Genomic DNA, 21,283 nt, shown 5'->3' with positions numbered 1-21,283 from the left:
ATCAAGGAAAGGCCAACACCATAAGACCACAGCCCAAAAGCGCCGAGCAGGCAAAAACCCCAAGATTCCCACCCCATACCCCCAACTACTTTGCCGTCGCCAACTCCGCCGAACGGCGACCTTCCGGGACGAACACAAACCACCTGCACCGAACAGCGCCAAACCCCCGCCCGGCAAGCAAAACCGCCCATTTTGCCGCTAGTGCATAGCACGAAATAAACCGCTAATCTCGACCCCGCACGCTCGCCAAGGCCGCGCGCAGCGCCAAAAAAATGGCGCACGGCCCGCCTGAAATGGCCCTGAAAGCCACCCCGCGCAGCGCGCAAAGAAAAGCACCTCGGAGTACCGTTTTGGAAAAATCAGCCGCATTGCCCGTCGCCCCTGAAGACTGGGTTGCCCGCAGCCTGCGTGCCGTATGGCACCCCTGCACCCAGATGAAGCACCACGAGCGCCTGCCGCTCGTACCCGTCGCGCGCGGTCAAGGCGCGTGGCTCTACGATCGCGCTGGTCATCGCTACCTCGACGCGATCAGCTCCTGGTGGGTCAACCTGTTCGGCCACGCCAATCCGCGCATCAATGCCGCGCTCAAAGACCAGCTCGATACGCTCGAACACGCGATGCTCGCCGGCTGCACGCACGAGCCGGCCATCGAACTCGCGGAGCGCCTCGGCGCACTCACCGGCAACACGCTCGGCCACGCGTTCTTTGCCTCGGATGGCGCATCCGCCGTCGAGATCGCGCTGAAGATGAGCTTCCACACGTGGCGCAACCGAGGCTTCGCAGATAAGCAAGAATTCGTCTGCATTGCCAACAGCTATCACGGCGAAACCATCGGCGCGCTCGGCGTCACCGATGTCGCGCTGTTCAAGGACGCCTACGATCCGTTGATCCGCCACGCGCACGTCGTGGCCTCGCCCGATGCGCGCCTCGCGCAACCGGGCGAAAGCGCCGCCGACGTCGCGCGCCGCGCGCTCGATCACGTCCGCTCGCTGTTCGAAGCTCGCGCCACCCGCATCGCCGCGCTGATCGTCGAGCCGCTCGTGCAATGCGCGGCCGGCATGGCGATGCACGACGCGTCGTATCTCGCCGGTCTGCGAGCGCTATGCGATCAGTACGGCGTGCATCTGATCGCCGATGAAATCGCCGTCGGTTGCGGCCGTACTGGCACTTTCTTCGCGTGCGAGCAAGCCGGCATCTGGCCGGACTTTTTGTGTCTGTCCAAAGGCATCAGCGGCGGCTACCTGCCGCTGTCGATCGTGCTGTCGCGCGATGAAATCTTCGCGGCCTTCTATCACGACGACACCGCGCGCGGCTTCCTGCACTCGCATTCGTACACCGGCAATCCGCTCGCGTGCCGCGCGGCGCTCGCCACGCTCGATCTGTTCGCGAGCGACGACGTGCTCGCCGCCAACGCACGCAAGTCCGCGACGCTGAAGGCCGCGCTCGCACCGCTTGCAGCACACGAGCAGGTCCGCAACCTGCGCCAGTGCGGCACGATCTTCGCGTTCGACGCGGTGATCGACGATGCTCTGCATGCCAAAACGTTTTCGCGCCGCTTCTTCGAAAACGCGTTGCAGCGCGAACTGCTGCTGCGCCCGATCGGGACCACCGTGTATCTGATGCCCCCTTACATCCTCGACGCCGAAGAACTCGCGCTGCTTGCCTCGCGCACGCGCGACACCTTCGACGCCACGCTCGCGGAGGCCCGCTGATGCATTTGCTCGACACCCTCACCGAAGGGCTCAAGGAACTCGACGAACGCGGTCTGCGCCGCCGCCGCCGCACCGCCGACACGCCGTGCGCCGCGCACATGACGGTCGACGGCCGCGCGATGATCGGCTTCGCCAGCAACGACTATCTCGGCCTCGCCGCGCATCCGCAACTGATCGAGGCGATCGCCGAAGGCGCACGTCTTTACGGCGCGGGCAGCGGCGGCTCGCATCTGCTCGGCGGCCACTCGCGCGCGCATGCGCAGCTCGAAGACGATCTCGCGGCATTCACCGGCGGCTTCGTCGATAACCCGCGCGCACTCTACTTCAGCACCGGCTACATGGCGAACCTCGCGACGCTCACTGCGCTCGCGGGCCGCGGCACGACGCTGTTCTCGGACGCGCTGAATCACGCGTCGCTGATCGACGGCGCGCGCCTGTCACGCGCCGACGTGCAGATCTATCCGCACTGCGATATGGACGCGCTGAGCGCGATGCTCGACGCGTCGGAGGCGGACGTCAAGGTGATCGTCTCCGATACCGTGTTCAGCATGGACGGCGATATCGCGCCCTTGCCGCGCCTGCTCGAACTCGCGGAACGGCACGGCGCCTGGCTGATCGTCGACGATGCGCACGGCTTCGGCGTGCTCGGTCCGCAAGGCCGCGGCGCGATCGCACGAGCCGCGCTGCGCTCGCCGAATCTGATTTCGATCGGCACGCTCGGCAAGGCGGCCGGCGTCTCGGGCGCGTTCGTCGCGGCGCATGCGACCGTAATCGAATGGCTCGTGCAGCGCGCGCGTCCGTACATCTTCACGACGGCGTCGGTGCCGGCTGCCGCGCATGCGGTGTCGGCGAGCCTGCGCATCATCGGCGGCGATGAAGGCGATGCGCGCCGCACGCATCTTCAGCAACTGATCGAACGCACGCGCACGATGCTCAAAGCGACGCCGTGGCTGCCGGTCGATTCGCATACGGCCGTGCAGCCGCTCATCATCGGTGCGAACGACGCCACGCTCGATATCGCGGCCACGCTCGATCGCGCGGGCCTGTGGGTGCCAGCGATCCGTCCGCCGACCGTGCCCGCCGGCACGTCGCGGTTGCGCATTTCGCTGTCGGCCGCGCACTCGCACGCCGATCTCGACCGCCTCGAAGCGGGCCTGCAACAACTCGGAGCACAAGCGGCATGAGCGGCAACGTGAACACCATCGGGCCAGCACTGTCGTTCTTCGTCACCGGCACCGATACGGAAATCGGCAAGACCTTCGTTTCTTCGGCGCTGTTGCGGGGCTTCGTTCGCGAAGGCCTGCAAGCCGCCGCGATGAAGCCGATCGCCGCCGGCGCATTCGAACTGAACGGCGTGCTGCATAACGAAGACGCAGATCAACTCGACGCCGCGTCGAACGTGCTGCTGCCGCCCGAGCTGCGCACGCCGTATCTGCTGAAGGAACCAGCCGCGCCGCACATCGCGGCCGCGCTGGAAAACGTCACGCTCGATCTCGATCACATCGTCGCGTGCCATGCACAGGCCGTGCAGCGCGCGGAGATCGTCGTCGTGGAAGGCGTCGGCGGCTTTCGCGTGCCGCTGACCGCCACCCAGGACACCGCCGATCTCGCCGTCGCGCTGAAGCTGCCGGTCGTGCTGGTGGTCGGCATGCGCCTCGGCTGCATCAGCCATGCGTTGCTGAGCGCCGAAGCGATCGCCGCGCGCGGACTCACGCTCGCCGGCTGGGTCGCCAATCGCGTCGACCCCGACATGACGTTCCCCGACGAAAACATCGCGTCGATCCGCGAGCATCTTGCGCGCGCCTACGACGCGCCGCTGCTCGGCATCGTGCCGCATCTGAGCCCGGCTGCAACCGAACTCGCGGCAGATCAGCTCGACATCGACCGGCTTTTACAGACGCTGCGCCACGCGCAGCGCTGAACCACACCACCTCTATCCATCCATGAGGATCGACCCCATGACGCAACTGAACATCACTCCGACGCAGGCCGACGCGGCCGCCGCCAACGCCAACGCCAACGCCAACGCCGCCACGACCGGCGGCAAGCAGGTCGCGCGCTGGCGCGTCGCCGACATCGTCGCGCTGTACGAACTGCCGTTCAACGACCTGATGTTCCGCGCGCAGCAAACCCATCGCGAGCATTTCGACGCGAACACCGTGCAACTGTCGACACTGCTGTCGATCAAGACCGGTGGCTGCGAGGAAGATTGCGCGTACTGTCCGCAGTCGGTGCATCACGACACGGGCCTCGCAGCCGACAAGCTGATGCCGGTCGACGAAGTGCTCGCCGCCGCCAAGGTCGCGAAAGAGAACGGCGCGACGCGCTTCTGCATGGGCGCCGCGTGGCGCAATCCGAAGGACCGCCATCTCGAACCGATCAAGGACATGATTCGCGGCGTGAAAGCGATGGGCCTCGAAACCTGCGTCACTCTCGGCATGCTCGAAACGCATCAGGCTCAGGCGCTGCGCGAAGCGGGCCTCGATTACTACAACCACAATCTCGACACGTCGCCGGAGTTCTACGGCCAGATCATTTCGACGCGCACGTACCAGGATCGACTCGACACGCTCGAACGCGTGCGCGACGCGGGCATCAACGTGTGCTGCGGCGGCATCGTCGGTCTGGGCGAATCGCGCCGCGAACGCGCGGGGCTGATCGCGCAACTGGCGAACATGGAGCCGTATCCGGAGTCGGTGCCCATCAACAACCTGGTGCAGGTGGAAGGCACGCCGCTGACCGGTACCGAAGCGATCGACCCGTTCGAATTCGTGCGCACGATCGCGATTGCGCGCATCACGATGCCGAAGGCGATGGTGCGCCTGTCGGCCGGGCGCGAGCAGATGGACGAGGCGTTGCAGGCGATGTGCTTTCTCGCCGGGGCGAACTCGATTTTCTACGGCGACCAGTTGCTGACCACGAGCAATCCGCAGGCGGAAGCCGACCGCAAGCTACTGGCGCGCCTGGGCATTCGCGCCGAGGCCGCGCAGCAGATGCCGCTGGAACAGAGCGGCTGCGAGCATGGCTGCGATAAGCACAGCGCGCCGAACTGATCGCGTGAGATGACGCGTGCGCAATGAAGCGCACGCACATGAAAAAAGCCGCCTGTTGCGAAACAGGCGGCTTTTTAACTTCGACTCGGAGAATCACTTCCGGTCGACGATGATCTGATCGAATGTCCCGCCATCGGAGAAATGGGTCTGCTGCGCCTTCTGCCAGCTACCGAACATCTCTTCCACGGTGAAGGTCTTGATCGGCTTGAACTCGGCCGCATGCCTCGCCAGCACGTTCTTGTCGCGCGGACGCAGATGATGCTGTGCAATGATCTCCTGCGCGGCCGGCGACCACAGATAGTAGAGATACGCCTGCGCCTCTTTACGCGTGCCGCGCTTGTCGACCACCTTGTCGACGATCGACACCGGCGGCGCCGCCAGCAGACTCACCGACGGATACACCGCTTCGAACTTGCCGTCGCCCACACCGGAGCTAATCAACGACACTTCGTTTTCGAACGTCACCAGCACATCGCCGATGTCGCGCTGAGTGAACGTGGTCGTCGCACCGCGACCGCCCGTGTCGAGCACCGGCACGTTCCTGAAGATCGCCTTCACGAAGTCGAGCGCCTGCGCATCGGTGCCGCCGTGCTGCTTGCGATACCCCCACGCGGCCAGATACGAATAGCGCCCGTTGCCCGACGTCTTCGGATTGGCGATCACCACCTGCACGCCCGGCTTCGCGAGATCGTCCCAGTCCTTGATGTGCTTGGGGTTGCCCTTGCGCACGAGGAACACCATCGTGGTGGTGTACGGCGCGCTGTCGTCCGGCAGGCGCGCGCGCCAGTTGGCCGGCACGAGTTGACCTTTCTGCGCGAGCAGATCGATGTCGTTGGGCTGGTTCATCGTCACGACGTCGGCCTGCAAGCCTTGCAGCACCGACAGCGCCTGCGCGCTCGACGCGCCATGCGACTGGCGGATCGACACGGTCGTGCCGCTCTTCTGCTTGTACGCGGCGATGAAGCCCGTGTTGATGTCCTTGTACAACTCGCGCGTCACGTCGTACGACACGTTGAGCAACGATGTATCCGCGTGCGCCGCCGACACGGGGCCCAGCGCGAACGTGATCGCCGTCGCGCCGGCTGCGAGCCAGCGCGACATCCCCGTCTTGCCTGCCATGCTTGTCCCCGCTTATCGATGATGAAATTCCGTGGCCACACGAGCATGCGGCGTGAAGCGGGATTCTAACGGATCGCTTACCAATCGGCGGCGCGCGGCTTTGGTGCGTCGCCGCGGGCCGTGGCCCCTGATTCACATGAACGCATGCTGGCTCGCTTCGAACGGCTCTTCGCGAAAGCGCAGCGGCGCCGCGCAATGCACGAGCGTATCGACGAAGTATTTGGCGCGCGGCCACGGGCCGAAACCTGCGGCGGTGTTGATATGCCCCGCGTCGCCGAGATTGACGAACGCGCTGCCGAAGCGCTGCGCGAGATCGCGCGCACCGGCGAGCGGCATCCACGGATCGGTTTCGCTGCCGATCAGGATGGACGGCACACCGAGACGGCGCGCGTCGAACGCTCCCGCGAAGGCAAACTTCTGCGGACTCGCGGGCGCGACGAACAGCACGCCGACGACGTCGTTCGCATCCGACGCCTGCTGCAGCGCATGCGCGGTCGCGAGGCAACCGAAGCTGTGCGCGGCCAGCACGAACGGGCCGCGCTCGCGCGCGAGCACATCGCGCAGCGACTTCGACCACAGCGCGATGTCCGGCGCATCCCAGTCGGCCTGCTCGACGCGCAACGAGCGCGCGAATTGCCGCTCCAGCCATGTTTGCCAGTGCGCGCCCTCGCTGCCGTGCAGGCCGGGCACGGTGACGAGACGCGGCGGCCATGTCGATCTGATGCATGAAAGCATAGGTGTGCCTCGCTGCGGGAATCCGGGGAGTCATTGTCGCGCTGGGGTCTGGGCGGGTGAACCAAGTTTTTTTGCTTTGGTTATGGCGCAAATGTGCGGGTCCACGCGGCCCGCCCCGGCAAGCGCACGCAAACGAAGCAGCACGGCCGTGCGCAAACGCGCGCGATCCGCGTTGAAAAAGTAGAATGAAGCCTGTCTATCCATAAAGGGAGGAGGCCCCATGCAGCAAGTGTCGTCGGAAGCGTCGCACCGTGGCTTTGCCGTCGCCGGACCCGACCACGCAGGCGCCTGGCGCACCGTATGAAGATCCTTTTCTACATGCCGCATGCCGATGCCGCCGCGTGGTTGCACGACTTCGTCCACGCGCTGCCCGAGGCCGAGTTGCGCGAATGGCAAGCGGGCGACACCGCGCCGGCCGATTTCGCGGTCGTCTGGCGTCCGCCGCGTGAGATGCTGGCCGGCCGCGATGACCTGCGCGCCATTTTCAATCTCGGCGCGGGCGTCGATGCAATTCTCGCGCTCGAACACGAGCATCCCGGCACGCTGCCGCGCAGCGCCCAGCTGATCCGCCTCGAAGACACCGGCATGGCGCCGCAAATGGCCGAGTACGTGACGTACGCGGTGCTGCGCTATCTGCGCCGCTTCGATGAATATCAAACGCTGCAGAACGAACGCCGGTGGGCAGTCCTCGATCCGCATCCGCGCGAGACCTTCACGGTCGGCGTGCTCGGACTCGGCGTGCTCGGCGCGCACGTGGCGCAAACGCTCGCCGCGTTCGGCATGCCGGTGCGCGGCTATAGCCGCAGCGCGCGGCAGATCGACGGCATCGCGACGTTCGCGGGCGAAGCGCAGTTCGACACGTTTCTCGACGGCGTCAAAGTATTGGTGAATCTGCTGCCGCATACGCCGGATACACGCGACGTGCTGAACGCGCGAACCTTCGCGAAACTCGCACGCGGGGCGTATCTGATCAACGTCGCGCGCGGCGGCCATCTGGTCGAAGCGGATCTGCTCGACGCGCTCGCGAGCGGCCAGCTCGCCGCCGCCACGCTCGACGTTTTCCGCGAAGAACCGCTGCCCGCCGAGCATCCGTTCTGGCAGGAACCGCGCATCACGATCACGCCGCACACGTCCGCGCTGACCTTACGCGCGGAAAGCGTCGGGCAGGTCGCGCGGAAAATCGACGCGCTCATGCGCGGCGACACCGTGAGCGGCGTAGTGAATCTCGAACGCGGATACTGACACCCTCGAATTGAATTGACGAAGCGCCGCCTCGCGCGGCAGGAGACAGATCATGGCCCTACCCCAGCAAGTGAAAATCGTCGAAGTCGGTCCGCGCGACGGGCTGCAGAACGAGAAAGACTTCGTGCCCACCGCGACCAAGATCGATCTGATCAATCGCCTGTCGGCGGCGGGGTTTCGCAACGTCGAGGCGGCCTCGTTCGTGTCGCCGAAATGGGTGCCGCAAATGGCCGACGGCGCCGACGTGATGGCCGGCATCGAGCGCCGCGCGGGCACGATCTACTCGGTGCTCACGCCGAACCTGCGCGGCTTCGAAGGCGCACTCGCCGCGCGTGCCGACGAGATCGTGATCTTCGGCGCCGCGAGCGAGGCGTTCTCGCAGAAGAACATCAACTGCAGCATCGCGCAAAGCATCGACCGTTTCGCGCCGGTCGCCCAGGCCGCGAAGGAGCATGGCGTGCGGATTCGCGGCAGCGTGTCGTGCGCGCTCGGTTGTCCGTATCAGGGCGAGGTGCCGCTCGCGTCGGTGGTGGACGTGGTCGAACGCTTCGCGGCGCTCGGCTGCGACGAGATCGACATCGCCGATACCATCGGTGTCGGCACACCGAAGCGCACCCGCGAAGTGTTCGACGCGGTGACGCGTGTGTTTCCGCGTGAGCGCCTGTCGGGCCACTTCCACGACACGTATGGCCAGGCGCTCGCGAATATTTACGCGGCGTTGCAGGAAGGCATCGAGATTTATCACGCGTCGGTGGCGGGGCTCGGCGGCTGCCCGTACGCGAAGGGCGCGACCGGCAACGTCGCGACCGAAGACGTGCTGTATCTGATGAACGGCCTCGGCATCGAGACCGGCATCGACCTCGCGCAAGTCGTGGCGATCGGCGATTTCATTTCGACGTCGATCGGCAAGCCCAACGTCTCGCGCGCCGGCAAGGCGCTGCTCGCCAAGGCGCGCAGCGAAGCGGCTAACTGCGTGTGAGGGCATGTGAATTCACCCGAAACATTCACCCCATCCATCAGGACCTGAACCGATGACTGACCAAGTGCCCCTCGAATCCGACGATCTCGCCACGCTGCCCGATTCGGCGCGCCGCGTCGCGCTGTTGCTGCGCGAACGCGGTCACTCCGGGCGCGTCGTGATGCTGCCGGAAACCGGCAAGACCTCCACCGAAGCCGCCGCCGGACTCGGCTGCTCGGTCGCGCAGATCGCCAAGTCGATCCTGTTTCGCCGGCGCGACGACGATGCCCCAGTGCTGGTGGTCGCAAGCGGCGCGAATCGCGTCGACGAAAAGAAGGTGGCCGCGCAGGTGGGCGAGATCGGCCGCGCGGACGCGAAGTTCGTCCGCGAGAAAACCGGCTATGCGATTGGCGGTGTCTGCCCGATCGGCCACGCCACCGAGCCGGTCACGCTGATCGACGCCGACCTGCTCGCGCTCGACAGCCTGTGGGCCGCCGCCGGTCATCCGCATGCGGTGTTCAATCTGACGGCGCAGGAACTGATCGCGCTGACGGGCGCACCGGTCCTCGACGTGGCGCTGCGCGAAACGGCCTGACGCAATGACGGCAAGCCTCGATCACGAAGACGAACACGGCGCCGTGCCGTCGCCTTGCATCAACGTGTGCAGGATGGATGCGTCGACCGGCTGGTGCGAAGGGTGCCTGCGCACCATCGACGAGATCGCCGGCTGGTCGCTATTCGACGACGACGCGAAGCACGCGGTGTGGGAGGCGATCAAGGGCCGTCACGCGCAGTTCATGGCGAGCCAGGCCAAGGCACAGGCCAACACGCAGACCAGGGCGAAACGATGACCACTGCGCCACGCATCGTCACGATTGGCGAGACGTTCAGTTCGACGCTCGAGTTGTCGGCGGATTCGGTGAAATCGTTCGCCACGCTCGTCAACGATCTCAACCCGCTACATCACGACGACGCCTATGCCGCGCAAAGCCGCTTCGGCGGCCTGATCGCGTCGGGTACGCAGCCGACGGCGCATTTCATGGCGCTGCTGGCAACGCACTTCTCGACCTACGCGCAACCGCTCGGCCTCGAATTCGATATCAAGCTGAAGAAGGCCGTTCATGCGCACGACACGCTGACCATCAGGTGGCGCGTGCGCGACGCTTACTGGAAGCCGAGCCTGAACGGCGATCTGACGCATCTGGACGGCACGGTGTTGAACCAGCGCGGCGAGACCGTGCTGGTGGGTAGCTCGACCATTCTCGTGATGCCGAAGCCCGAAGCGTCCGCGCAAGCGCTGAGCCCCGCATCATGATCACGCTGCCGGAATCGATCCGAGTATTTGAACGCGGCTGGCTGTCATCGAACAACGTGCTGCTGGTCGACGAGACCTGTGCCGCGCTCGTCGATACCGGCTATGCGACGCATGCGCCGCAAACCGTCGCGCTGGTGCGGCAAGCGCTCGGCGCACGGCCGCTCGATCTGATCGTCAACACGCATCTGCACTCGGATCACTGCGGCGGCAATGCGCTGTTGCAGGCGACGTGGCCGTGCCGTACCGTGATCCCCGCCTCCGAAGCCGATGCCGTGCGCGCCTGGGACGACGTGCGCCTCACCTTTCGCGCAACGGGTCAGACCTGCGAACGCTTTACCTTCACCGACACGATCGTGCCCGGCTCGCATCTGCGACTCGGCGCACTCGACTGGCAGGTGCTCGGCGCGCCCGGTCACGATCCGCATTCGCTGATGTTGTACTGCGCGCACGAACGCATCCTGATCAGCGCGGACGCGTTGTGGGAAAACGGCTTTGGAGTGATCTTTCCGGAGCTCGACGGCGAAAGCGGTTTTGCCGAGGAACAGGCCGTGCTGGACACGATTGCGAGGCTCGATGTGCGCGTCGTGATCCCAGGCCACGGCGCGCCGTTCACGAATGTCGAACAGGCGCTTGAGCGCGCTTTTTCGCGCGTCGCGTGGTTGCGTGCCGATCCCGCGCGCAATGCGAGGAACGCGTTGAAGGTGCTGATCGTATTCAAGCTGCTCGACGTGCGCACGATGAGTTTCGACACGCTGCTGCGGATGCTCGACGACGCGGCCGTGATGCGCGCCGCCGCGTCGATGCTCAAGCCGCGTCACGAGTGGCCGGCGCTGGTGAAGGATATCGTCGGGGAACTGGCCGCGAAGAATGGGCCGCTGGAGACGGATGGCATGCGCATCGTCGCGCGTCAGAGTTGATGCCAGCGCTCGTGCGGGCAAGCCCTGCAAGCGCAGCGGCAGACAGACGCTCACCACAAAAAGAAAGCCGCTCGACAGTCAAGGCGAGCGGCGGAAATTCTGTCGGACGTGATCAGCGTCGCTATGAATGATACGCGTCGCGGTTTTTTGACCGCATTGGTGATTTCCCTACAGATGTTTGACACCGCCTCTTAAACCGCCCACACGTCAGCCATGAAGCCCATGTAGTCGAGGCTTTCGCGCCATTGATCCGCTCATACGAACAATCACCCTCTTGCTGTTATTCCGGAATCCATAACATTGCGACTGCCCGCATCGGCATGATGTCGATCAAGTCGACGGGAGCCACTTCTGCGGCACGATACGCCAGCCAAGATTGACGCCTGCCGCCGCCAGCAGAATCAGCACCGCGCCGAGCACCTGAATCCATGCGAGCGTTTGCCCGAACGCGATCCGATCGACGATGATCGCCACCACCGGATAGATGAACGACAACGCGCCCGTCATCGACGTCGGCAGCTTCTGGATCGCACCATACAGCAGCACGTACATGAGGCCGGTATTAACGACGCCGAGCACGGCCAGTTCGAGCCATTGCACGCCGCTCGTCGGCAGCGCATCGAAGCGCACGAACGGCGCGAGCATCACCACGCCGAGCGACACCTGGATCAACGCGATCAGATGCGGCGGCGTGCCCTTGAGCCGTTTCGTGATGATCGACGACACCGCATACATCGCCGCCGCGCCAACCGCATACGCGACCCCGACGAGGTATTGGCCCGGCTTCGCCAGCACCGCCGGCTCGACCTTCACGACGAACACGAGGCCGATGAACGCGACCACCAGCCACGCGAGCGTCGACGCGCTGATACGCTCGCGAAACACCAGCGCGCCGAGCGCGATCAGCATGAAGGGCTGGGTGTTGTAGACGGCCGTCGCCATCGAAATCGACGCGCGTGAATACGCGGCGAACAGCAAAACCCAGTTGATGACGATGGCCGCGCCGCCGAGCAGCGCGAGGCCGAACATTTTCCACGAGAACAGCTTGCGCCTGAAAAGGCCGAGTACCGCGCACACGAGCGCCAGCGTCGCGCCGCCGAAAATACAGCGAAAGAACACCACGTTGAACGGACTCTGCTGCGACGACACCACCAGCCAGCCGATAGTGCCGGACATCAGCATCGCCATCGTCATCTCCGCGGCCCCGCGGCGAATTTCGTTTGAAGCCATGATCCGATCCCCTGATTGATGCTTTCATGAGGAGCAGTGTAATTAATCCGATCGCGCGAATACATGGCTAAACTTAAGTCTTTCGACGAGTTCACCTGATAATCGAAGGCCATCATGAGCAAACGCCTTGCTGTTTCCATGCCCGCCGCGCTCGACGACACCGACCGGGCGCTCCTTGCCGCGCTCGCGCAGGACGCGCGTCAGCCGGTCAGCGAACTGGCGCGCGTCGTGGGACTGTCGGCGCCGAGTACGGCTGAACGCATTCGGCGGCTCGAAGCGCAAGGCGTGATCGAGCGCTTCACGGTGCAGATCAATCCGCGCGCGCTCGGCTTCACGCTGCAGGCGATCGTGCGCGTGAAGCCCTTACCGGGTCAGTTGCATCTGGTGGAGGAGGTGCTCCGGCGCATTCCGGAGTTCGTCGAATGCGACAAGGTGACGGGCGACGATTGCTTCATCTGCCGCCTGGTCCTGCATTCGATCGAGCAGCTCGATGAGATTCTGTCGAAAGTCACGGAGCGCGCGGAGACCAGCACCGCGATCGTCAAGTCGACGCCGATCGCGCGCCGCCTGCCTCCGCTTGGTTGAACGAGGCGTGCGGCCTGGCCTGGCACTACCGCTCGACCGCTTCGAAGAAGGACAGCATTTCGGCGACCAGTTCGTCCGGCGCCTCCTCGGGTATGTAGTGCCCGCAAGACAGCGCACGGCCGCTCACGTCGCGCGCCACATGACGCCATTCGGCGAGCGCGTCGAAGCACTTCTCGATCACGCCCTTGTCGCCCCACAACACGCGCAGCGGACAGCCGATCTTGTTACCCCGCTCGATGTCCGCCCGATCGTGCTCGAGGTCGATGCTCGCCGACGCGCGGTAGTCCTCGCACATCGCGTGCACCGCGCCCGGTTGCGAGAGCGCCGCGCGATAAGCGTCGAGTGCGGCGGGCTCGAACGGCGCGAGGCCCGCGTGACGGCTACCCATCACCGCATCGACATAAGCGGCCGGATTCGCGCCGATCAGCGTTTCCGGCAACGGCTGCGGCTGGATCAGGAAAAACCAGTGGAAATAGAGCGTCGCGAACGTGCGGTCGGTGGCTTCGTACATCGCGAGCGTCGGCGCGATGTCGAGCAGCATCAGACGCTCGACCGCCTCGGCATGGTCCAGCGCCATCCGGTGCGCGACGCGCGCGCCGCGATCGTGCGCGCAGACGAGGAATTTCTCGAAGCCGAAGTGGCGCATCACGGCGACCTGGTCCGCGGCCATCGCGCGTTTGGAATACGGCAGGTGTGCCGCGTCGCTCGGCGGTTTGCCCGATGCGCCATAGCCGCGCAGATCGGTCGCGATGACGGTGAAATGCTCGGCGAGCTGCGCGGCGCAGCGCTCCCAGATCAGATGCGACTGCGGGTGGCCGTGCAACAACAGCAGAGGCGGCCCCGCTCCGCCCTTCACTCCGAAAATATCGACATCGCCCACGGCGACGCGAAAAGGCGTGAAATTCTCGAAGGGCATGGCGTCTCTCTTTTGTGATTTGTGAGTGACTGCATTGTAGAAGCCCAACGTGTCAGCGCGGGGTGGGATAACCCACGCAAACGTAGAACCTGAAGACTCCTTCCAACTGTTCCGGACCAGGCCGCCAGACGCGGGGACGCGCTTCGCCTATAATCGAACGATCGTTCTTAAATAGTCGAACGGCCTGGCCCGCTGGATGTCGTTGACAGCGCAGCGTGAGACGCGTCAGCTTCGATACGCCGCGGGCCATGTGCCGCTAAACTCATCAAACGCCGGGGCGCTCAACGCCGCACCGGTCCGCCTAAACAGGAGACTCGCACTATGGCATTGCCCGCCGTCCTGCAAAACCTTGCGCTGCCCGTCGTCGCTTCGCCGATGTTCATCGTCAGCTATCCCGAACTCGTGCTGGCCCAATGCAAGGCCGGCATCGTCGGCTCGTTCCCGGCGCTCAATGCGCGCCCGGCCGAATTGCTCGACGAATGGCTCACGCAGATCCAGACGCAACTCGCCGACCACAAGGCGGCCTACCCCGATGCAATCATCGGGCCGATCGCCGTCAATCAGATCGTTCATCAGTCGAATACGCGGCTCGAACACGACGTGCGCGTGTGCGTCGAGCACAAGGTGCCGATCTTCATCACGAGCCTGCGCGCGCCCGCGCGTGAAATCGTCGATGCCGTGCATAGCTACGGCGGCATCGTGCTGCACGACGTGATCAATCTGCGCCACGCGCAGAAGGCGCTGGAAGCGGGCGTCGACGGTCTGATCCTCGTGGCGTCCGGCGCGGGCGGCCATGCGGGCACGACCTCACCGTTCGCGCTGGTCGGCGAAGTGCGGCGCGTCTTCGACGGCCCGATCGTGCTGTCGGGCTCGATCGCCAACGGCGGCTCGATTCTCGCGGCGCAGGCGATGGGCGCGGACCTCGCCTACATGGGCACGCGTTTCATCGCGACGAAGGAAGCGCATGCGGTCGACAGCTACAAGCAGGCGATCGTCAACTCCACGGCGTCGGACATCATTTACACGAATCTGTTTACCGGCGTGCACGGCAATTACATTCGTGAAAGCATCGTGAACGCGGGTCTCGACCCGGAGGCGCTGCCGGAGTCGGACAAGACCAAGATGAACTTCGGCAGCGACAAGGCGAAGGCGTGGAAAGACATCTGGGGCGCGGGCCAAGGCGTCGGCCTGATGGACGATGTGCCGAGCGTCGGCGAACTGGTGCAGCGTTTGTCGCGTGAATATGAGGATGCCAAGGCACGGCTGGGGATCGCGCGCCAGGCGTCGCGCTAAGGCACGGCCTGGCGGAGCGCGTCGGTGCGCTCCATGGCTGCGGCTCGCTTCAGGCTGCCGAGCCGCAGCGTATGCGATGCAGGCACGCGCCTACATATTCCGCCTATACTGCCCGCCCACTTCGAACAACGCATGGGTGATTTGTCCGAGCGAACACACACGCACCACATCGATCAGCACGGCGAACACATTCTCGTCATCGATCACCGCGCGCTTCAGACGGTCGAGCGCCGCGGGCGCCGCTTCGCGATGCCGCGTCTGGAATGCGTGCAGACGCTTTAACTGACTCTGCTTTTCTTCATCGGTGGAACGGGCCAGTACGATCGGCTGCGGCGCTTCATGAGGATGCGCGCTCAGGAACGTATTCACGCCGACGATCGGATACGACCCGTCATGCTTGCGATGCTCGTACAGCATCGACTCGTCCTGGATGCGCCCGCGCTGATAGCCGGTTTCCATCGCGCCGAGCACGCCGCCGCGTTCGGTCAGCCGGTCGAATTCGGCCAGCACCGCCTCCTCCACCAGATCGGTCAGCTCCTCGATCACGAAGCTGCCCTGATTCGGATTCTGGTTCTTCGCGAGCCCCCACTCGCGATTGATGATCAACTGGATCGCCACCGCACGGCGCACCGAATCTTCGGTGGGCGTGGTGATCGCTTCGTCGAAAGCATTCGTGTGCAGCGAGTTGCAGTTGTCGTAGATCGCGATCAGCGCCTGCAGCGTGGTACGGATGTCGTTGAAATCGATCTCCTGCGCGTGCAGGCTGCGGCCCGAAGTCTGCACGTGATACTTGAGCTTCTGGCTGCGTTCGCTCGAGCCGTAGCGCTCGCGCATCGCGACCGCCCAGATACGGCGCGCGACGCGGCCCAGCACGGTGTACTCGGGGTCCATGCCGTTCGAAAAGAAGAACGACAGATTCGGCGCGAAGTCGTCGATCGCCATGCCGCGCGCCAGATAGGCCTCGACGTAAGTGAAGCCGTTGGCCAGGGTGTAGGCGAGTTGCGAAATCGGATTCGCGCCGGCCTCGGCGATGTGATAGCCGGAGATCGACACCGAATAGAAATTGCGCACGCCGTGCTCGACGAAATACGCCTGAATATCGCCCATCACCTTCAGGCTGAACTCGGTCGAGAAGATGCAGGTGTTCTGGCCTTGGTCTTCCTTCAGGATATCGGCCTGCACGGTGCCGCGCACGTTTTCCAATGCCGTGCGACGGGTCGCGGCGAGTTCGTCGTCGGTGAGCGGGCGGCCTTGCTGCTGCTCCCTACGCGCGATCTGCTGATCGATCGCGACGTTGAAGAACATCGCGAGAAGGGTCGGCGCGGGGCCGTTGATCGTCATCGAGACCGAGGTTTCCGGCGCGCACAGGTCGAAGCCGTCGTACAGCGCCTGCATGTCGTCGAGGGTTGCGACCGACACGCCCGAATTGCCCACCTTGCCGTAGATGTCCGGGCGTTCGTGCGGCTCTTCGCCGTATAGCGTGACCGAATCGAAGGCGGTCGAAAGACGTTTGGCCGACATGCCTTCGGAGAGCAGTTTGAAGCGGCGGTTGGTGCGCTGCGGATCGCCTTCGCCGGCAAACATGCGAGTCGGGTCTTCATTCTCGCGGCGAAACGGGAACACGCCGGCGGTGAAGGGAAAATAGCCGGGCAGATTGTCGAGCATCAGCCAGCGCAGAATTTCGCCGTGGTCGACGAATTTCGGCAGCGCGACTTTGCGGATTTCGGAGCCGGAGAGCGTCGTCACGGTGAGCGCGGTGTGGATTTCGCGTTCGCGAATGCGCACGATGTGTTCGGCGCCGGAATAGGCGGCCACGGTTTGTGGCCAGTTGTCGATGAGTTGGCGCTCGCGTTCGCCGAGGGCGGCGCTGCGCTGAGCGATCAGGGTGTCGAGGGCGGTTGGGGTGGTCGGTGGGTCGGTTTGCGCGCTTGTGCTGCCAGTGGCGTTTGCGGTGGCACGTGTGTTTGCGTTGGTAGCTATGTCTGGGTTAGCGGGTGAGGGCGCGCGGGTCGTGGCTTCTGCTCTTGCGGCCGCATCTGCTCCTGCATCCGGGCAAGCCCCCGCTCCTTCGCCCGCCTCCGCAAGCATCCGACGCGCCTCGACAAGCTGCCAACGCTCGCGCGCGATGCGCGCTTGCGCGTCGGCGCGCGCGCGGTAAGCGTGGACTGTCTGCGCAATGTCGGCCAGATAGCGCACACGAGCCGGCGGCACGATCGCATTGCGACCGCTCGAGAAGCGCAGGCCCTCGGGCGTCGCCAGACGGCCTCCGCCCGGACGCAAACCGTGCCGGTGCAGCGCATCGGCGACGTGGCGGTACAACGCGGTCACGCCGTCGTCGTTGAAGCGCGAGGCGATCGTTCCGAACACCGGCATCGCGTCGGGCGGCGTGGCGAAGTCGGCGCGATTGCGCTGCACCTGTTTCGCGACGTCCCGCAATGCGTCCGCCGCGCCTTTGCGATCGAACTTGTTGATCGCGACGAAGCCGGCGAAGTCGAGCATGTCGATCTTCTCCAACTGGCTCGCCGCGCCGAACTCCGGCGTCATTACGTACAGCGATTCGTCGACGAACGGCACGATCGCCGCATCGCCCTGCCCGATCCCGGATGTCTCGACGATGATCAGATCGAAGCCCGCCGCCTTGCAGAGCATCAACGCGTCGGGCAGCGAGTCGGAGAGTTCGCTCGACGCTTCGCGCGTCGCCATCGAGCGCATGTAGACGCGCGCGCCGCCGCCCCAGTCGCCGATTGCGTTCATGCGGATGCGGTCGCCAAGCAGCGCGCCGCCGGACTTGCGGCGCGACGGGTCGATCGCGAGCACGGCGATCGTGAGGGCGTCGCCGTAGTCGAGCCGGAAGCGGCGGATCAGTTCGTCGGTGAGCGAAGATTTGCCGGCGCCGCCCGTTCCGGTGATGCCGAGTACGGGAGTCGCGGAGGGCTTCGCGAGCGCCGACAGTTGTTCGCGGCTGGCTGGATCGACGCTGCCTGCTTCGAATGCGCTGATGAGTTGTGCGAGCCGGCGGAAGGTGAGCGATGCGGGGGTGGGGGTGGCTGAGACGTTCGCGGCGTTCGACAGATCGGCCAGCCACTCGCCAACCGGCGTCTGTCCTGCGGCGATACCCACGCGCGCGCCTTCAGCACAACGCGCGATCATATCGTCGATCATTCCTTGCAGACCGAGCCGCTGCCCGTCCTGCGGCGAATAGATCTTCTCGACGCCATAACGTTCGAGCTCGGCGATCTCTTCGGGGACGATCACCCCGCCGCCGCCGCCGAACACCTTGATGCGCTCGCCGCCGCGCGCGCGCAGCAGATCGACCAGGTAACGAAAGTATTCGTCATGGCCACCCTGATAGCTGGATACGGCGACGCCGTCGGCGTCTTCATGCAGCGCGGCGGTGGCGACTTCATCGACGGAACGGTTGTGGCCGAGGTGGATCACCTCGACGCCGCTCGCCTGCAGAATGCGCCGCATGATGTTGATCGACGCATCGTGGCCGTCGAATAACGCGGCGGCGGTGACGAAACGCAAGCGCCGGCCGGCGGGCAGCTTGTGGCTGCCGGCGCGTTGCGGCGTGGACAGATCAGTCATGTCTCCCCCAGATCGTTACGCGTATGGGTGCTGGCAACCAGTATAGCGAAACGGGTCGCGGCGCCCGGGCCGCCTCGGCGGCGGTTTCGAGTGCGATTGGCGCAGCGGCTCGCCGTGTTTCGCCACGCCCCCCACTCCCGCACCGGCCATCCCTTCTAACGTACCGCCAATGCTTTGATCTGCTCAAGCGACGGCCAGAGCGACTCATTCGCGAACCGCTCGGCAAGAAAGTCGACGAACGAGCGTACCTTCGCCGACAAATGCCGGCGGCTCGCATAGACCACGTGTATAGGCAGCTCGCGCGGCGGCACGTCGTCGACGAGCAGTGGCACGAGACGTCTCGCAGCCAGATCATCGCCGATCACCTCGGTGCCGAGCATCGCGATGCCCGCGCCTTGCAGCACGATCACGCGCTGCGCCTCCAGATGATTGACGATCAGGTTGCCCGACAGACGCACGCGCGGCGACGCATCGCCGGTCGCAAGTTCAAGCGCCGACACGCCCGCGTACTGGAGGTAGTTGTGGTTCGCGAGATCGGCGACGCTCTTCGGCGTGCCGTGCCGGCGCAGATACGCCGGCGACGCGCACAGCACGAGGTGTGCGGTGGCGATCTGCCGCGCGATCAGCGACGACGACTTCATGCCGCCCGGCGAAGCCCGGATCGCCACATCGAAGCCCTCGTCGATCAGTTCGACCACCCGATCGGACAAGGTCATGTCGACGGTGACTTGCGGATATTGCGCGGCGTAGTCCGCCACCGCCGCCATCACGTGGCTCAAGCCGAACGCCGACAAGGACGACACCCGCAAGCGCCCCTGCGGCACGACGCTGGCCGCGCCAACGGCCTGCTCGGCTTCTTCGAGTTCGGTCAGCACCTGGCTCAGCCGCTCGTAGTATTCGCGGCCCGCCTCGGTCGGCGCCACGCGCCGCGTGGTGCGGTTCAGCAGGCGCGCGCCGAGCTGCTGTTCGAGGTGCATCACATGCTTGCTCGCCATCGCAGCCGACATCTCCATCCGCTCGGCCGCGCCAACGAAGCTGCCGACTTCGACCACGTGGCGGAACACTTTCATGCTGACCAGGGTATCCATCTATCAATCGCTCGCTTCAGGAATCAATCGACTCCATTCTGCCGCGTTTATCAAAAAATGGTCGGCAAACTCCGGTGATGCGCAGTCGGAGAGACGGGGAGAAAAGGCTGCGCAACTCGATGTCCTGGCGCTGGCGTGGGAGGCCCGCGCAATCTGGAGCTCAGAAATTGCAAAGCCCGCCTTCCGGGCGGAAGCGGGCTTTGCTCTTGTTGGTCTGCTGCGGTCGGCTCAAGTGCGGCAACCGGGCGGGCTGCCGCACAAGCAGCGCGCCCCGATCACCTCAGACGCTCAGAACTTCGCGCGCAAGCCTGCGCCGTAGGTATTGCCGCTCGACTGGCCGGTGATGTGGTCGTACAGGTACGCCGCATAGACGTCCGTGCGCTTGGACAGCGGATAGTCATAGCCGATCGCGGCCGTCTGACGGGTCTGGTTCGAGCCGCCGCCATTGCGCGAATAGGCGTACGACGCCATCACCGAGCCGGGGCCGAACGGCACCGTGACGCCGCCTTGTCCGGTGTTCACGTGCCAACTCGTGACCTGCTGGTTGTTGTACGTGTACATGTACTGGCCGTAGAACTTCACGAACTTCAGGTCGTACGACACGCCCGCTTGCGCGACGCTCTGGCTGCGCAGGCCGGGCACGCCCGAGGTTTCGAAGCTGCCGAGGTCACCGGGGACGTTGTTGAAGTTCACGTACTGGTACACGGCGGTCGCCGCGAACGGGCCGTGGAAGTACAGCACCTGGCCGCTCCACTTCTTCGCGCCGTTCTGCGTCGTGTTGCCGAGCGCGTACATCGCCGTCGCCGACAGACCGTTGAAGTTCGGCGACGAGTACGACACCGCGTTGCTCCAGCCCGAATCGCCGGTCACGCCCTGGTCGGTGTCATAGGTCGGGAACGTGCCGAGGCCGAGGTACGTGTGATACACCATCGGCGAGAACACGTATGAATCGACGAACGGGTTGAACAGAATCGTCGACACGAACAGCGGCGTCGTCAGGCGGCCGGCCGTCACCGTACCGTACGGCGATTCGATGCCGACGTACGCATTGCGCGAGAACATCGTGTCGCCCGTGAAGCGGCCGTACTGGCCGTTCTGCGCGAGGAAGAAGCCTTCCAGCGCGAAGATCGCCTTGTAGCCGTTGCCCAGATCTTCAGCCCCTTTCATGCCCCAGTACGAGGTCGACATGCCGCCGCCGGACACCACCACCGCGGTCTTGCCCCCCGGGAATTTCTGCGAGCCGACCCATTCGTCGACCTGGCCGTAAAGCTGCACGCTCGATTGCGCAAAAGCAGACGATGCACTGGCCAGCAGAGCGGCACACGCGGTTGCCTTGAGGGTGGTCTTCAGCGCACTGCTGATGCTTGTTTTCATGGATTCTCCAAGTCTTTGTCAAAAGGGTGGCCGTGCGAAAGGGGGCGCTCGCGCGAACCATTGTTGTTGTCCGTTCGATCATCGAGCCAATCTGGGCGACGACCATCTTTGCGGACCATTTTTATGAACAAAAATATCGCTGGTTATTGCGGGTATAT

At 64.8% G+C, this 21,283-nt stretch carries 20 protein-coding genes; 13 read left to right on the top strand and 7 right to left on the bottom strand.

The annotated features are described in order from the left end of the window. The first annotated feature begins 350 nt into the window (after nucleotides 1-350). Genes bioA through bioB form a run of 4 tightly spaced genes read left to right on the top strand, consistent with a single transcriptional unit; the run spans nucleotide 351 to nucleotide 4,765 of the window. Nucleotides 351-1,712 carry an adenosylmethionine--8-amino-7-oxononanoate transaminase gene (gene bioA, locus B0G69_RS07830; RefSeq protein ID WP_121316370.1) on the top strand — a complete coding sequence of 454 codons (1,362 nt, stop codon included), beginning with the start codon at nucleotides 351-353 and terminating at the stop codon, nucleotides 1,710-1,712. Continuing rightward, a complete protein-coding gene (gene bioF / locus B0G69_RS07825) occupies nucleotides 1,712-2,896 on the top strand; it encodes an 8-amino-7-oxononanoate synthase (RefSeq protein WP_121316369.1) in 1,185 nt (394 codons plus the stop codon). The genes bioA and bioF overlap by 1 nt, the downstream gene beginning before the upstream one ends. Beyond that, on the top strand, nucleotides 2,893-3,633 hold the full coding sequence (gene bioD / locus B0G69_RS07820; protein WP_121316368.1) for a dethiobiotin synthase: 741 nt from the start codon (nucleotides 2,893-2,895) through the stop codon (nucleotides 3,631-3,633). The genes bioF and bioD overlap by 4 nt, the downstream gene beginning before the upstream one ends. 37 nt (nucleotides 3,634-3,670) lie before the next feature. Beyond that, entirely contained in the window at nucleotides 3,671-4,765 is a 1,095-nt protein-coding gene (gene bioB, locus B0G69_RS07815; RefSeq protein ID WP_121316367.1) for a biotin synthase BioB, read from the top strand. A 93-nt stretch (nucleotides 4,766-4,858) separates the two neighbouring features. On the opposite strand, the gene B0G69_RS07810 is transcribed toward bioB, so the two are convergent. Beyond that, on the bottom strand, nucleotides 4,859-5,884 hold the full coding sequence (locus B0G69_RS07810; protein WP_121316366.1) for a sulfate ABC transporter substrate-binding protein: 1,026 nt from the start codon (nucleotides 5,882-5,884) through the stop codon (nucleotides 4,859-4,861). Between the two features lie 132 nt (nucleotides 5,885-6,016). Beyond that, nucleotides 6,017-6,619 carry an alpha/beta hydrolase gene (locus tag B0G69_RS07805; RefSeq protein ID WP_121316365.1) on the bottom strand — a complete coding sequence of 201 codons (603 nt, stop codon included), beginning with the start codon at nucleotides 6,617-6,619 and terminating at the stop codon, nucleotides 6,017-6,019. A 300-nt stretch (nucleotides 6,620-6,919) separates the two neighbouring features. Between B0G69_RS07805 and B0G69_RS07800 the strand changes: the two genes are divergently transcribed. The 6 genes from B0G69_RS07800 to B0G69_RS07775 are packed head-to-tail and all read left to right on the top strand — an operon-like array spanning nucleotide 6,920 to nucleotide 11,051. Beyond that, the gene (locus B0G69_RS07800) at nucleotides 6,920-7,861 is read left to right on the top strand and encodes a glyoxylate/hydroxypyruvate reductase A (RefSeq protein WP_121316364.1); all 942 of its coding nucleotides are present in this window, start codon (nucleotides 6,920-6,922) and stop codon (nucleotides 7,859-7,861) included. A gap of 52 nt (nucleotides 7,862-7,913) precedes the next feature. Next, nucleotides 7,914-8,840 (top strand): hydroxymethylglutaryl-CoA lyase, encoded by a 927-nt coding sequence (locus B0G69_RS07795; RefSeq protein WP_121316363.1) that lies wholly within the window; start codon nucleotides 7,914-7,916, stop codon nucleotides 8,838-8,840. Nucleotides 8,841-8,892: 52 nt separating this feature from the next. After that, nucleotides 8,893-9,414, top strand: coding sequence for a YbaK/EbsC family protein (locus B0G69_RS07790; protein WP_121316362.1), 522 nt, complete (start codon nucleotides 8,893-8,895; stop codon nucleotides 9,412-9,414). Nucleotides 9,415-9,418: 4 nt separating this feature from the next. Then, nucleotides 9,419-9,670 carry a DUF1289 domain-containing protein gene (locus B0G69_RS07785; RefSeq protein WP_121316361.1) on the top strand — a complete coding sequence of 84 codons (252 nt, stop codon included), beginning with the start codon at nucleotides 9,419-9,421 and terminating at the stop codon, nucleotides 9,668-9,670. Next, nucleotides 9,667-10,134: a MaoC family dehydratase gene (locus B0G69_RS07780; protein ID WP_121316360.1), complete on the top strand. Its 468-nt coding sequence runs from the start codon at nucleotides 9,667-9,669 to the stop codon at nucleotides 10,132-10,134. Before B0G69_RS07785 ends, B0G69_RS07780 begins: the two co-directional genes overlap by 4 nt. Beyond that, nucleotides 10,131-11,051, top strand: a complete 921-nt coding sequence (locus B0G69_RS07775; protein WP_121316359.1) for an MBL fold metallo-hydrolase — start codon at nucleotides 10,131-10,133, stop codon at nucleotides 11,049-11,051. The genes B0G69_RS07780 and B0G69_RS07775 overlap by 4 nt, the downstream gene beginning before the upstream one ends. Before the next feature lie 330 nt (nucleotides 11,052-11,381). Here B0G69_RS07775 and B0G69_RS07770 read toward each other — a convergent pair whose 3' ends face one another. Then, nucleotides 11,382-12,281, bottom strand: a complete 900-nt coding sequence (locus B0G69_RS07770; RefSeq protein ID WP_121316358.1) for a DMT family transporter — start codon at nucleotides 12,279-12,281, stop codon at nucleotides 11,382-11,384. Between the two features lie 114 nt (nucleotides 12,282-12,395). On the opposite strand from B0G69_RS07770, the gene B0G69_RS07765 reads away from it, so the two are divergent. Further along, on the top strand, nucleotides 12,396-12,866 hold the full coding sequence (locus B0G69_RS07765; RefSeq protein WP_121316357.1) for an Lrp/AsnC family transcriptional regulator: 471 nt from the start codon (nucleotides 12,396-12,398) through the stop codon (nucleotides 12,864-12,866). Nucleotides 12,867-12,891: 25 nt separating this feature from the next. Here the strand turns inward: B0G69_RS07765 and B0G69_RS07760 are convergent, their stop codons facing one another. Then, the gene (locus tag B0G69_RS07760) at nucleotides 12,892-13,782 is read right to left on the bottom strand and encodes an alpha/beta hydrolase (RefSeq protein ID WP_121316356.1); all 891 of its coding nucleotides are present in this window, start codon (nucleotides 13,780-13,782) and stop codon (nucleotides 12,892-12,894) included. Nucleotides 13,783-14,103: 321 nt separating this feature from the next. On the opposite strand from B0G69_RS07760, the gene B0G69_RS07755 reads away from it, so the two are divergent. Then, entirely contained in the window at nucleotides 14,104-15,075 is a 972-nt protein-coding gene (locus B0G69_RS07755; protein ID WP_121316355.1) for a nitronate monooxygenase family protein, read from the top strand. A 90-nt stretch (nucleotides 15,076-15,165) separates the two neighbouring features. Here the strand turns inward: B0G69_RS07755 and B0G69_RS07750 are convergent, their stop codons facing one another. Both B0G69_RS07750 and B0G69_RS07745 read right to left on the bottom strand, forming a co-directional pair. Next, nucleotides 15,166-18,663 (bottom strand): methylmalonyl-CoA mutase family protein, encoded by a 3,498-nt coding sequence (locus B0G69_RS07750; protein ID WP_121316354.1) that lies wholly within the window; start codon nucleotides 18,661-18,663, stop codon nucleotides 15,166-15,168. A 155-nt stretch (nucleotides 18,664-18,818) separates the two neighbouring features. Further along, complete coding sequence (locus B0G69_RS07745) at nucleotides 18,819-19,751, bottom strand: LysR family transcriptional regulator (protein ID WP_121316353.1); 933 nt, start codon at nucleotides 19,749-19,751, stop codon at nucleotides 18,819-18,821. Here B0G69_RS07745 and B0G69_RS40595 point away from each other — a divergent pair. After that, on the top strand, nucleotides 19,732-20,070 hold the full coding sequence (locus B0G69_RS40595; protein WP_147440711.1) for a hypothetical protein: 339 nt from the start codon (nucleotides 19,732-19,734) through the stop codon (nucleotides 20,068-20,070). The genes B0G69_RS07745 and B0G69_RS40595 overlap by 20 nt on opposite strands. Here the strand turns inward: B0G69_RS40595 and B0G69_RS07740 are convergent. Next, entirely contained in the window at nucleotides 20,040-21,125 is a 1,086-nt protein-coding gene (locus tag B0G69_RS07740; protein WP_121316352.1) for a porin, read from the bottom strand. The genes B0G69_RS40595 and B0G69_RS07740 overlap by 31 nt on opposite strands. Nucleotides 21,126-21,283 lie beyond the last annotated feature (158 nt).

The organism is Paraburkholderia sp. RAU2J (genome assembly GCF_003634845.1).
Lineage (GTDB): Bacteria > Pseudomonadota > Gammaproteobacteria > Burkholderiales > Burkholderiaceae > Paraburkholderia > Paraburkholderia fynbosensis.
This window is presented reverse-complemented; position numbering and strand designations above follow the sequence as displayed.

Coding starts and splice junctions, on each gene's coding strand:
- B0G69_RS07760 (WP_121316356.1), bottom strand. CDS start 13,782: ATGCCCTTCGAGAATTTCACGCCTTTTCGCGTCGCCGTGGGCGATGTC.
- B0G69_RS07800 (WP_121316364.1), top strand. CDS start 6,920: ATGAAGATCCTTTTCTACATGCCGCATGCCGATGCCGCCGCGTGGTTG.
- B0G69_RS07805 (WP_121316365.1), bottom strand. CDS start 6,619: ATGCTTTCATGCATCAGATCGACATGGCCGCCGCGTCTCGTCACCGTG.
- B0G69_RS07740 (WP_121316352.1), bottom strand. CDS start 21,125: ATGAAAACAAGCATCAGCAGTGCGCTGAAGACCACCCTCAAGGCAACC.
- B0G69_RS07770 (WP_121316358.1), bottom strand. CDS start 12,281: ATGGCTTCAAACGAAATTCGCCGCGGGGCCGCGGAGATGACGATGGCG.
- B0G69_RS07780 (WP_121316360.1), top strand. CDS start 9,667: ATGACCACTGCGCCACGCATCGTCACGATTGGCGAGACGTTCAGTTCG.
- B0G69_RS07750 (WP_121316354.1), bottom strand. CDS start 18,663: ATGACTGATCTGTCCACGCCGCAACGCGCCGGCAGCCACAAGCTGCCC.
- B0G69_RS07755 (WP_121316355.1), top strand. CDS start 14,104: ATGGCATTGCCCGCCGTCCTGCAAAACCTTGCGCTGCCCGTCGTCGCT.
- B0G69_RS07810 (WP_121316366.1), bottom strand. CDS start 5,884: ATGGCAGGCAAGACGGGGATGTCGCGCTGGCTCGCAGCCGGCGCGACG.
- B0G69_RS07790 (WP_121316362.1), top strand. CDS start 8,893: ATGACTGACCAAGTGCCCCTCGAATCCGACGATCTCGCCACGCTGCCC.
- B0G69_RS07765 (WP_121316357.1), top strand. CDS start 12,396: ATGAGCAAACGCCTTGCTGTTTCCATGCCCGCCGCGCTCGACGACACC.
- B0G69_RS40595 (WP_147440711.1), top strand. CDS start 19,732: ATGCTGACCAGGGTATCCATCTATCAATCGCTCGCTTCAGGAATCAAT.
- B0G69_RS07785 (WP_121316361.1), top strand. CDS start 9,419: ATGACGGCAAGCCTCGATCACGAAGACGAACACGGCGCCGTGCCGTCG.
- bioB (WP_121316367.1), top strand. CDS start 3,671: ATGACGCAACTGAACATCACTCCGACGCAGGCCGACGCGGCCGCCGCC.
- B0G69_RS07775 (WP_121316359.1), top strand. CDS start 10,131: ATGATCACGCTGCCGGAATCGATCCGAGTATTTGAACGCGGCTGGCTG.
- bioF (WP_121316369.1), top strand. CDS start 1,712: ATGCATTTGCTCGACACCCTCACCGAAGGGCTCAAGGAACTCGACGAA.
- bioD (WP_121316368.1), top strand. CDS start 2,893: ATGAGCGGCAACGTGAACACCATCGGGCCAGCACTGTCGTTCTTCGTC.
- B0G69_RS07745 (WP_121316353.1), bottom strand. CDS start 19,751: ATGGATACCCTGGTCAGCATGAAAGTGTTCCGCCACGTGGTCGAAGTC.
- B0G69_RS07795 (WP_121316363.1), top strand. CDS start 7,914: ATGGCCCTACCCCAGCAAGTGAAAATCGTCGAAGTCGGTCCGCGCGAC.